The organism is Citrobacter sp. MGH110, assembly GCF_001037515.1.
In the GTDB taxonomy this organism is placed as follows: domain Bacteria; phylum Pseudomonadota; class Gammaproteobacteria; order Enterobacterales; family Enterobacteriaceae; genus Citrobacter; species Citrobacter portucalensis.
Genome location: NZ_KQ089831.1, coordinates 299,971 through 311,728, shown reverse-complemented (window position 1 = coordinate 311,728; position 11,758 = coordinate 299,971). Strand labels below are relative to the sequence as shown.

Genomic DNA, 11,758 nt, shown 5'->3' with positions numbered 1-11,758 from the left:
GCAATGCACCCATTAGGGTGCATTGTTTGTCTGGAGTTTTAGTTTAACTTGTACTGAGGAAAATCTAATGTCCAAAATCGTTAAAATCATCGGTCGTGAAATCATCGACTCCCGTGGTAACCCGACTGTTGAAGCCGAAGTACACCTAGAAGGTGGTTTCGTTGGTATGGCAGCAGCTCCGTCAGGTGCTTCTACTGGTTCCCGCGAAGCACTGGAACTGCGCGATGGCGACAAATCCCGTTTCATGGGTAAAGGCGTACTGAAAGCTGTTGCAGCTGTTAACGGCCCAATTGCTCAGGCTCTGCTGGGTAAAGATGCTAAAGATCAGGCTGGCATCGACAAGATCATGATCGATCTGGACGGTACTGAAAACAAATCCAACTTCGGTGCAAACGCCATCCTGGCTGTGTCCCTGGCGAACGCCAAAGCAGCAGCTGCTGCAAAAGGCCTGCCGCTGTATGCACACATCGCTGAACTGAACGGTACTCCGGGTAAATACTCCATGCCGGTTCCGATGATGAACATCATCAACGGTGGTGAGCACGCTGACAACAACGTCGACATCCAGGAATTCATGATTCAGCCGGTTGGCGCTAAGACTCTGAAAGAAGCCGTTCGTATGGGTTCTGAAGTGTTCCACAACCTGGCTAAAGTTCTGAAAGCTAAAGGTATGAACACCGCAGTTGGTGACGAAGGCGGCTACGCGCCGAACCTGGGTTCCAACGCTGAAGCTCTGGCTGTAATCGCTGAAGCGGTTAAAGCAGCTGGCTACGAGCTGGGCAAAGACATCACCCTGGCGATGGACTGTGCAGCGTCTGAATTCTACAAAGACGGTAAATACGTTCTGGCTGGCGAAGGCAACAAAGCATTCACCTCCGAAGAATTTACTCACTTCCTGGAAGAACTGACCAAACAGTACCCGATCGTGTCCATCGAAGATGGTCTGGACGAGTCTGACTGGGACGGTTTCGCATACCAGACTAAAGTACTGGGCGACAAAATCCAGCTGGTTGGTGACGATCTGTTCGTAACTAACACCAAGATCCTGAAAGAAGGCATCGAAAAAGGCATCGTTAACTCCATCCTGATCAAATTCAACCAGATCGGTTCTCTGACCGAAACTCTGGCTGCGATCAAAATGGCGAAAGACGCTGGCTACACCGCTGTCATCTCTCACCGTTCTGGCGAAACTGAAGACGCTACCATTGCTGACCTGGCTGTTGGTACCGCTGCAGGCCAGATCAAAACTGGTTCTATGAGCCGTTCTGACCGCGTTGCTAAGTACAACCAGCTGATTCGTATCGAAGAAGCTCTGGGTGAACAAGCACCGTACAACGGTCGTAAAGAGATCAAAGGTCAGGCGTAATCCTGTTCTTTAGCTCTTAACGTAAAAACCCGCTGCGGCGGGTTTTTTTATGCTCTTAAAGCAGTAGAGGAAGGGTCGCGCTGGCGGTTTGCTGGCTCACATTACTGTACTTTTCATCCAGCGCAATCAGCGACGTGGTGAGCAGTTCTACTAACAGCATCACTCCCACCTTGGCATTTAGCGCGCCAGCACTCAACGGACCTTCCGGTTTGGCTGCGACCAGCTGAATATCACTCAGCGAAGCCAACGGGCTGCGCGGCGTATTACTTAACGCCAGTACGCGCACGCCTTGCTTACGCGCCAGTTTAACGACATGCAGTAGATCGCGCGTCGAACCTGAACTGGAAATCGCTACCACCAGCGTGTCTTTGTTAAGCGTTGTGGCGTTCATGGCTGCACGATGCATGTCACTGAACAATTGTGCAGGTTTGCCGAGGCGCAGGAGTTTGTAATGTAAATACTCACCCAGAATAGCGCTGGCCGCTACGCCATAAATCTGTACCGACTGGGCCTGATGCAGCGCCAAAGCGGCGGATTCCAGTAATGTCCTGTCGAGTAATTTTGCTGTGTCCTGCAGCGCTTGTACGGATTCATTGACCACATTGTCAATCTCATCTCCGCTGTGCTCTACCGGCTGTCCTTGCTGGAGATCGAGTGCCAGCGCCATTTTGAATTCGTTATAACCCTTACACCCTAGTGCGCGGCACAGACGTGTGACGCTCGCCTCGCTGGTGTCGCTTTCACGCGCCAGTTCGGTAATCGTCAGGTAGACAACTTTTGCCGGATCGCTGAGCACAAACTCTCCCAGCTTCTGCTGTGTTCGGCTATATCCGTCAACGCCCTGGCGCAATCTCAGCAGCAGGTTTTCATTTTCTGACATGCAAAATCCTTAATGCGTTTCTCTGTTGATAGTGTGGCGGAAAGCAGGGGAGAGATGCCAGTCATTTTAAAAAAGTATGATCGACTTCCTGGATTTTGATGATAATTTTCATTTTACAAATTAAATGTGGTAAAAATTTTCATCATTAATCGGGGAGATGAAAAAATGATGCAAATGTTTAGCGGCGCTTCATCGGGCGCATGGTTCGAAAAGGCACAGCGGTTCGGCAAATCGTTCATGCTGCCGATTGCGGTACTGCCCGCTGCGGGGCTGTTGTTAGGGATTGGCGGCGCGCTGTCGAATCCAAACACATTGACTGCTTATCCGTTTTTGGACGTTGACTGGTTACAGGCAATCTTCACGATCATGACCAGCGCAGGTTCTATTGTGTTTGCCAACCTGTCGGTGCTCTTTGCGGTGGGTGTTGCAGTAGGACTGGCTAAAACGGATAAAGGCACCGCTGGGCTTGCGGCATTGCTGGCATTTCTGGTGATGAACGCCACCATCAACGCTTTATTGACGCTCAACGGAACGCTGGCACACGAGAATCCCGGTGCCGTAGGCCAGGGGATGACGCTGGGTATTCAGACACTGGAAACGGGGGTGTTCGGTGGGGTGGTGATTGGGCTTGTCACCTGCGCGCTGCATAGCCGTTTCAATAAAGTCTCATTACCTCAGTTCCTTGGTTTCTTCAGCGGTTCGCGCTTTGTACCGATTATTAGCTCCCTTGCCGCGATTGTCGTGGGTGCGGTCATGACGGTGGTTTGGCCGCATTTCCAGAAACTCATTTTTGGACTGGGTGGTCTGGTGGATGCGACAGGCTATCTGGGGACGCTGTTGTACGGCTTCATCCTGCGTATGCTTGGCCCACTGGGGTTACACCATATCTTCTATTTGCCGTTCTGGACGACGGCGCTTGGCGGTAGTGAAATCGTCAACGGCCAGTTAGTTGAAGGTACGCAGCGTATTTTCTTCGCGCAACTTGCCGATCCGAATACGCAGCAGTTCTATGCGGGCACCTCGCGCTTTATGTCAGGGCGCTTCATCACCATGATGTTTGGCCTGCTTGGCGCATGTCTGGCGATGTACCACACCGCCAAGCCTGAGAACAGAAAACTTGTCGCCGGTCTGCTGTTGTCTGCGGCACTGACCTCTTTCCTGACAGGGATCACTGAGCCTATCGAGTTCTCATTCCTGTTTGTCGCACCCGTGTTATACGTCATTCACGCCTTCTTCGATGGTCTGGCGTTTATGATCGCGCATATTTTACATATCACCATCGGGCAAACCTTTTCGGGTGGGCTTATCGATTTCCTCCTCTTCGGCGTGCTACAGGGGGAAGCTAAAACCAACTGGATGTACGTCCCCATGGTGGGGATCCCGTGGTTCTTCCTTTACTACTTCACCTTCCGCTATTTGATTAACCGCTTTAACTGGTTGACACCAGGTCGTGAAAACGCAGCGCCGACTGAATCCGGCCTGCCGCAGAGTGAGCGAGCAGCGGCAGTGATCGCCGGGCTGGGAGGTAAAGAGAATCTGGAAGAGGTGGATTGTTGTGCCACACGCCTGCGCGTGACGGTGAAAGAGAGCAGCAAGGTCGATGAAGCGGCGCTGAAAGCGACCGGGGCCCGTGGCGTAATTATTCGCGGCAACGGGGTTCAGGTGATTTATGGCCCGCATGTCACCATCATTAAAAACGAAGTCGAAGAGATCTTATCGTAATGAAAACTGTACTGGATTCCCTGAAAGGTAAATTAATTGTCTCCTGTCAGGCGCTGGAAAATGAGCCTCTGCACAGCCCGTTTATTATGTCACGTATGGCGCTGGCGGCAGCGCAGGGCGGTGCGGTAGGTATTCGTGCGAACAGCGTGGTGGACATTCGCGCGATCAAAGAGAGCGTCTCCCTGCCGGTGATTGGGATTATCAAGCGTGATTATCCGGGTAGCGATGTGTTTATCACGGCCACTTTGCAGGAAGTCGATGAACTGATGACCGTTGAGCCGGAAATTATTGCTCTGGATGCGACAGCGCGCCCGCGCCCCGGTGGGCAAACGCTGGAAGAACTGGTTACGCAGATCCGTGCTCGCTATCCGTCCGTACTGCTGATGGCGGATATTGCCACCGTAGACGAAGCGGTGACCGCTGAGCGCCTGGGTTTTGACTGTGTGGGCACTACGCTCTACGGCTATACCGCTGATACTGCCGGGCATGTGCTGGCGGAAAACGACTGCGGTTTTTTACGTGATGTGTTGGCTGCGGTTAGCGTACCGGTTGTGGCGGAAGGGAACGTTGATACCCCTGAACGTGCTGCACGATGCCTGGCATTAGGCGCCCATACCGTGGTGGTTGGTGGGGCTATCACGCGTCCGCAGCAGATAACGGCACGCTTTGTCGCAGCGATCGCCTCGTAAAGCATCGATGGGGCATGATACTTTGGCGGGGATCTGCGATAATTATCGTTTATCCCCATATTGAGAGCGCTATGCAGTACCCGATTAACGAGATGTTCCAGACCCTGCAAGGTGAGGGTTACTTTACCGGCGTCCCCGCCATTTTTATTCGTTTACAGGGATGCCCGGTTGGCTGTGCCTGGTGCGATACCAAACACACCTGGGATAAGCTTGAGGATCGGGAAGTCTCCCTGTACAGCATCCTGGCCAAGACCAAAGAAAGCGATAAATGGGGTGCTGCGAGCAGCGAAGATCTGCTGGCGGTCATTTCGCGTCAGGGCTATACCGCCCGTCACGTGGTGATCACCGGTGGCGAGCCCTGCATTCATGACCTGATGCCGCTGACTGACCTGCTGGAAAAGAACGGCTTTAGCTGCCAGATTGAGACCAGCGGCACGCACGAAGTACGCTGTACGCCGAATACCTGGGTGACCGTATCGCCGAAGGTGAATATGCGCGGTGGCTATGATGTGCTGTCACAGGCGCTGGAGCGCGCGAATGAAATCAAGCATCCGGTTGGCCGTGTCCGCGATATTGAAGCGCTGGATGAACTGCTGGCGACGTTGAGTGACGACAAACCGCGAATCATCGCCTTACAGCCAATCAGCCAGAAAGAAGATGCGACGCGTTTGTGCATTGATACCTGTATTGCGCGTAACTGGCGTCTGTCGATGCAGACCCATAAGTATCTGAATATTGCCTGATAACTGTGCCGGGGGCGTTTCGCTTACCCGGCCAGAGTTTGTTGCTCGTTGCAGGCCGGATAAGACGCATTGCCATCCAGCCTATAATCACTCGCCGCGGTATACGCAGCCCGCTGTGCAGGTCTCTTTCACCATTACGGCACTCAGCAGAGGGACCACAGGTTTAACCTGATCCCAAATCCATTTGGCCAGCACTTCGCTGGTTGGATTTTCTAAGCCAGGAATATCGTTCAAATAGTAGTGATCGAGTCTGTCGTAAATCGGCTTAAACGCGGCTTTTAACTCAGCAAAATCCATGATCCAACCGGTATGCGGATCGACTTCACCGGTAATTTCAAGACGCACCATAAATGAGTGACCATGCAGGCGGCCACACTTATGCCCTTCCGGTACATGCGGCAGGTGGTGAGCGGCTTCGAAGGTGAAATCTTTAAACAAGGTGGTGGACATTTTTTACTCTCAAGAATGCGAAAAACCGCGGTAGGGTACCGTAAAGAGCAAATTTTATCATTATTTATACACGTCATTCTTTAAGCTGCTTCTTTGTTGGCTGCCTTTGCTCGCCCCAGTCACTTACTCATGTAAGCTCCTGGGGACTTGCTCAGTTGCCGCCTCGATGCATCTTAAATTATTTAGTGTATAAAAGGATGCTCAGTACCAAAGCTACATATTCATACAACCAATATTGGTTAATTATTTATATATCAAATGCTTATATAATCTGTTTTGCAGTTAATAACTATAACTAAAACAGGTTAGTCCATTTGGTTATTTGTTATTTCCATCCCTTCTTTAATTGTTACTATCCCCGCCGTTAACCTTATCTTCAGTTTGGGTTTTATTGCTGAAATCCGCTTTGCTTACTGGAACATGACAACGCATGACGACACAGGCCCCACCTTCCGCTTTGCTACCGCTAAACCCGGAGCAACTGGCACGCCTTCAGGCGGCCACGACCGATTTCACTCCCGCACAACTTGCGTGGGTTTCTGGCTATTTTTGGGGCGTGCTGAATCAGCAGCCTGGCAGCAACGCGGTGGCGACTGCGCCTGTCGCTGAAATGCCTGGCATTACGCTTATCTCCGCCTCGCAAACCGGTAATGCGCGCCGTGTGGCGGAAGCCCTGCGCGATGATCTGATCGCCGCGAAGCTCAACGTCACTCTCATCAACGCTGGCGACTATAAATTCAAACAAATCGCCAATGAAAAACTGCTGATCGTGGTGGCGTCGACGCAAGGGGAAGGTGAACCGGCGGAAGAAGCCGTGGCGTTGCATAAATTCCTGTTCTCGAAAAAAGCGCCGAAGCTTGATAACACCGCTTTTGCCGTGTTTGGTCTTGGCGATACCTCTTATGAGTTTTTCTGCCAGGCAGGAAAAGACTTCGATGCGAAACTGGCTGAGCTGGGCGGTGAACGTCTGCTCGATCGCGTCGATGCCGACGTTGAATACCAGGCCGCCGCCACGCAGTGGCGTGCTCGCCTCGTTGATGTTCTGAAAGCGCGTGCGCCTGCGGCACCGTCTGTGCAAGTTGCCGCGAGCGGTGCAGTAAATGAAGTACACACCAGCCCATACACCAAAGAAGCGCCGCTGACGGCGTCCCTTGCGGTGAATCAAAAAATTACCGGCCGCGACTCTGAAAAAGACGTGCGCCATATTGAAATTGATTTAGGCGATTCCGGCCTGCGTTATCAGCCGGGCGATGCGCTGGGCGTCTGGTATCAGAATGACCCGGCTCTGGTTAAAGAACTGGTTGAACTTCTGTGGCTGAAAGGTGATGAGCCGGTCACGGTTGAAGGAAAAACCCTGTCCCTCGCTGAAGCGTTGCAGTGGCATTTCGAGCTGACGGTTAACACCGGCAATATCGTAGAGAACTATGCCACCTTAACCCGCAGCGAAACTTTGCTGCCGTTAGTGGGTGACAAAGCACAGTTGCAGCATTACGCCGCAACCACGCCCATCGTCGATATGGTGCGCTTCTCTCCGGCACAACTGGATGCTCAGGCGTTAGTTGATCTTCTGCGTCCGCTGACGCCGCGTTTGTACTCCATTGCTTCTTCCCAGGCGGAAGTGGAAAGCGAAGTGCACGTCACCGTGGGCGTGGTGCGTTATGAGATAGAAGGTCGCGCCCGTGCTGGTGGTGCTTCCAGTTTCCTCGCCGACCGCGTGGAAGAAGAAGGTGAAGTTCGCGTGTTCATTGAACACAACGACAACTTCCGTCTGCCGGCGAACCCGAAGACGCCGGTAATTATGATTGGACCGGGTACGGGGATTGCGCCGTTCCGTGCATTCATGCAGCAACGTGCGGCTGACGGAGCCGAAGGCAAAAACTGGCTGTTTTTTGGTAACCCACACTTTACCGAAGATTTCCTGTATCAGGTGGAATGGCAGCGTTACGTCAAAGAGGGCGTACTGAGCCGTATCGATCTCGCCTGGTCCCGCGATCAAAAAGAAAAAGTCTACGTACAAGATAAACTGCGCCAACAGGGCGCGGAACTGTGGCGCTGGATTAACGACGGTGCGCACATTTATGTCTGTGGCGACGCCAATCGCATGGCGAAAGACGTTGAGCAGGCGTTGTTGGAAGTGATTGCCGAATTCGGTGGTATGGATATCGAAGCGGCGGATGAATTTTTAAGTGAGCTGCGCATTGAGCGCCGTTATCAGCGAGATGTCTACTAATGAGCGAAAAACATCCAGGACCATTGGTGGTCGAAGGCAAACTGTCCGACGCTGAGCGTATGAAGCTGGAAAGCAACTATCTGCGCGGTACCATTGCCGAAGATTTAAACGACGGCCTGACCGGCGGGTTTAAAGGCGACAACTTCCTGCTGATCCGTTTTCACGGTATGTACCAGCAGGACGACCGCGATATCCGCGCCGAACGTGCCGAGCAAAAGCTGGAGCCACGTCACGCGATGCTGCTGCGCTGTCGTCTGCCGGGTGGGGTGATCACCACCAAACAGTGGCAGGCGATCGACAAGTTCGCCCATGACAACACCATATACGGCAGCATTCGTCTGACCAACCGTCAGACCTTCCAGTTTCACGGCATTCTGAAGAAGAATGTTAAGCCGGTACACCAGATGCTGCATTCAGTCGGGCTTGACGCTCTGGCGACCGCCAACGACATGAACCGTAACGTGCTGTGCACCTCGAATCCGTATGAATCTGAGCTGCATGCCGAAGCCTATGAATGGGCGAAGAAAATTTCCGAGCACCTGTTGCCGCGCACCCGCGCCTATGCAGAGATCTGGCTTGATCAGGAAAAAGTCGCGACTACCGACGAAGAGCCGATCCTCGGTCAAACCTATCTGCCGCGTAAGTTTAAAACCACGGTCGTGATCCCACCGCAGAACGACATCGATCTGCACGCCAACGACATGAACTTTGTGGCGATTGCGGAAAACGGCAAGCTGGTGGGCTTTAACCTGCTGGTGGGCGGTGGTTTGTCGATTGAGCACGGCAACAAGAAAACCTATGCCCGTACGGCAAGCGAGTTTGGTTATCTGTCGCTTGAGCATACGCTGGCCGTGGCGGAGGCTGTGGTGACCACGCAGCGTGACTGGGGTAACCGTACCGATCGTAAAAACGCGAAAACCAAATACACGCTGGAACGCGTGGGTGTTGAGACCTTTAAAGCTGAAGTTGAGCGCCGGGCGGGGATCAAATTTGAGCCGATCCGTCCGTACGAGTTCACCGGTCGCGGCGATCGTATCGGCTGGGTGAAAGGGATCGACAATAAATGGCATCTGACGTTGTTTATTGAAAACGGACGAATCCTCGATTATCCGGGCCGACCGCTGAAAACCGGTCTGCTTGAGATCGCGAAGATCCACAAAGGTGAGTTCCGCATTACCGCGAACCAGAACCTGATCATTGCCGGTGTTCCTGAGAGTGAAAAGGCGAAGATCGAGAAGATTGCGCAGAAGAGTGGCTTAATGAACGCGGTCACTCCGCAGCGTGAAAACTCGATGGCCTGCGTCTCGTTCCCGACCTGTCCGCTGGCGATGGCGGAAGCTGAGCGCTTCCTGCCAACGTTTATCGACAACATCGACACGCTGATGGCGAAGCACAGCCTGAGTGATGAAAACATTGTCATGCGTGTGACCGGCTGCCCGAACGGTTGTGGTCGTGCGATGCTGGCGGAAGTTGGTCTGGTGGGTAAAGCTCCTGGGCGTTACAACCTCCATTTAGGGGGCAACCGTATCGGAACCCGTATTCCCCGGATGTTTAAAGAGAACATCACCGAGCCGGAAATTCTGGCATCGCTGGATGAACTGATTGGGCGCTGGGCGAAAGAGCGCGAAGCGGGTGAAGGCTTCGGTGACTTTACGGTGCGTGCGGGCATTATTCGCCCGGTGCTCGATCCAGCACGGGATTTCTGGGAATAATGTGAAATTGACTTATCGGGTCTGCTGAATCGGTAGGCCTGATAAGCGCAGCGCCATCAGGCAAGGCAAACAGTGAGGAACTTATGCCCAAACTCGATCTCAACGCGTTGAACGAACTGCCGAAAGTTGAACGCGTTATGGCGTTGGCACAAACCAACGACCAACTGGAAAAATTGAGCGCCGAGGATCGCGTAGCGTGGGCGCTGGAAAACCTGCCTGGTGAATATGTACTGTCATCAAGTTTTGGTATCCAGGCGGCAGTGAGCCTGCATCTGGTAAATCAGATTCGCCCGGATATCCCGGTGATCCTCACCGATACTGGCTATTTGTTCCCGGAAACCTATCAGTTCATTGATGAGTTAACGGACAAGCTTAAGCTTAATCTGCAAGTCTACCGGGCAAAGGAAAGTGCGGCCTGGCAGGAAGCACGCTACGGCAAACTGTGGGAGCAGGGCGTTGAAGGCATTGAAAAATACAATGACATCAACAAAGTCGAGCCGATGAACCGGGCGCTGCAGGAGCTGAACGCGCAAACCTGGTTTGCCGGTCTGCGTCGAGAGCAATCGGGCAGTCGTGGGCATTTGCCGGTGCTGGCTATCCAGCGCGGCGTGTTTAAAGTTCTGCCGATCATAGACTGGGATAACCGTACGGTTTACCAGTATCTGCAAAAACACGGTTTGAAATACCATCCGTTGTGGGATCAGGGCTATCTGTCGGTAGGCGATACCCACACCACCCGCAAATGGGAGCCGGGTATGGCGGAAGAAGAGACGCGCTTCTTCGGATTGAAGCGTGAGTGCGGACTGCACGAAGGGTAACAGGAAAGGGGTCCGGTAAGATTTACATCCTACCGGACCACTTCTTCAGGATTTACCCGCTTTTGCCAGTTCTTTTACCAGCGGCAGCATAATGCGTACCACGTCGCGGCTACGGTGCTCTATCCGGCCCGGTAACGCTTTATCGATATGCTGTTGGTTATCCAGTCGCACATCGTGCCAGCTGTTGCCAGCCGGGAATGAGGCGCTTTTGGCGCGCTGTTGATAGCCATCTTTCTTTCCCAGGTTCCAGTTAGTCGCTTCAACTGAGAGAACGGCAATCCCTGCGTTGTCGAAGACCTCTGCATCGTTACAACATCCAGTGCCTTTCGGATAGTCTTTGTTCAGACCTGGATTGGTGCTGGCAACGATACCGCGGCTGTGCGCGATAGCCAGTGCCCGGTCGCGCGTCAGTTTTCGCACCGCTTCCGGGGTTTTCTTACCGCTATTGAAATAGAGCTTATCGCCGACGATCAGGTTATCGAGGTTGATAACCAGCAGCGTGTTTTTCTTCTCGGCGGCGCTCATTCGCTTCAGGATGTTCTCCGCGCCCAGTTTGCCCTCTTCCTCGCCGCTGGTGGCGATAAAGCGAATACCGTACTGCGTCGGCACGTTTTTGAGTTTTTCCGCCAGTTCCAGCATTACGCCAACACCTGCGGCGTTGTCATCGATACCTTGCAGGGTTAATCCACCCAGATTGGCATCGGAGTCGGCGTCGCTTTGTGCGGCGTAGGTGTCGAGGTGCGCCATAATAATAATCTGCTGCGGCGCTTTGCCTTCATGTGCAGCAATAACGGTGCTTCCCGTTACGTTATGCCAGTTTTTACGGTTATCTTTGGCGGTATAAACATAACGGCTATTAAACGTCCGAATATCGCTGCTATAACCCATCTGCTGAAATTGTTGACGTATATAATCAGCAGACAACATTTCTGCCGGAGATCCCGTCACGCGGCCTGGGAAAAACGTTGCGATATATCGAGCCTGGGTATTTGCGATATCTCCGGGCTTCGAAGATGTTGCCTGTGCGGGAAGGATGAAGCACGCGCCGAGCGCCATGGCTGCAAGAAGGTGGCGCAATGCGAGAAACATGATGAGTCCTTAAATACCAAGCAGAAATTTTCAGCCGCTAGTATGAAACCGTGATCGAG

Annotated in this window: 10 protein-coding genes; 7 read left to right on the top strand and 3 right to left on the bottom strand. The window is 52.9% G+C overall.

Annotated elements, in window-relative coordinates:
* Positions 1 to 67: 67 nt before the first annotated feature.
* The gene (gene eno / locus SK38_RS17600; protein WP_003034129.1) at positions 68 to 1,366 is read left to right on the top strand and encodes a phosphopyruvate hydratase; all 1,299 of its coding nucleotides are present in this window, start codon (positions 68 to 70) and stop codon (positions 1,364 to 1,366) included.
* A 55-nt stretch (positions 1,367 to 1,421) separates the two neighbouring features.
* Here eno and SK38_RS17595 read toward each other — a convergent pair whose 3' ends face one another.
* A complete protein-coding gene (locus SK38_RS17595; RefSeq protein WP_048236682.1) occupies positions 1,422 to 2,246 on the bottom strand; it encodes a MurR/RpiR family transcriptional regulator in 825 nt (274 codons plus the stop codon).
* Between the two features lie 165 nt (positions 2,247 to 2,411).
* Between SK38_RS17595 and SK38_RS17590 the strand changes: the two genes are divergently transcribed.
* The 3 genes from SK38_RS17590 (at position 2,412) to queE (ending at position 5,400) form a co-directional block, all read left to right on the top strand.
* Entirely contained in the window at positions 2,412 to 3,968 is a 1,557-nt protein-coding gene (locus SK38_RS17590) for a maltose/glucose-specific PTS transporter subunit IIC (RefSeq protein ID WP_048236901.1), read from the top strand.
* A complete protein-coding gene (locus SK38_RS17585) occupies positions 3,968 to 4,657 on the top strand; it encodes an N-acetylmannosamine-6-phosphate 2-epimerase (RefSeq protein WP_032944829.1) in 690 nt (229 codons plus the stop codon). The genes SK38_RS17590 and SK38_RS17585 overlap by 1 nt, the downstream gene beginning before the upstream one ends.
* Before the next feature lie 71 nt (positions 4,658 to 4,728).
* Complete coding sequence (gene queE, locus SK38_RS17580; protein WP_003034139.1) at positions 4,729 to 5,400, top strand: 7-carboxy-7-deazaguanine synthase QueE; 672 nt, start codon at positions 4,729 to 4,731, stop codon at positions 5,398 to 5,400.
* 87 nt (positions 5,401 to 5,487) lie between these two features.
* Here queE and queD read toward each other — a convergent pair whose 3' ends face one another.
* Positions 5,488 to 5,850 carry a 6-carboxytetrahydropterin synthase QueD gene (queD, locus tag SK38_RS17575; protein ID WP_048236680.1) on the bottom strand — a complete coding sequence of 121 codons (363 nt, stop codon included), beginning with the start codon at positions 5,848 to 5,850 and terminating at the stop codon, positions 5,488 to 5,490.
* 430 nt (positions 5,851 to 6,280) lie between these two features.
* Between queD and cysJ the strand changes: the two genes are divergently transcribed.
* The 3 genes from cysJ (at position 6,281) to cysH (ending at position 10,610) form a co-directional block, all read left to right on the top strand.
* Entirely contained in the window at positions 6,281 to 8,080 is a 1,800-nt protein-coding gene (cysJ, locus tag SK38_RS17570; RefSeq protein WP_048236679.1) for an NADPH-dependent assimilatory sulfite reductase flavoprotein subunit, read from the top strand.
* Entirely contained in the window at positions 8,080 to 9,792 is a 1,713-nt protein-coding gene (gene cysI / locus SK38_RS17565) for an assimilatory sulfite reductase (NADPH) hemoprotein subunit (RefSeq protein WP_048236677.1), read from the top strand. The genes cysJ and cysI overlap by 1 nt, the downstream gene beginning before the upstream one ends.
* An 83-nt stretch (positions 9,793 to 9,875) precedes the next feature.
* Positions 9,876 to 10,610, top strand: a complete 735-nt coding sequence (gene cysH, locus SK38_RS17560) for a phosphoadenosine phosphosulfate reductase (RefSeq protein ID WP_048236676.1) — start codon at positions 9,876 to 9,878, stop codon at positions 10,608 to 10,610.
* A gap of 45 nt (positions 10,611 to 10,655) precedes the next feature.
* Here cysH and SK38_RS17555 read toward each other — a convergent pair whose 3' ends face one another.
* Positions 10,656 to 11,699, bottom strand: coding sequence for an aminopeptidase (locus tag SK38_RS17555; protein ID WP_032944823.1), 1,044 nt, complete (start codon positions 11,697 to 11,699; stop codon positions 10,656 to 10,658).
* Positions 11,700 to 11,758 lie beyond the last annotated feature (59 nt).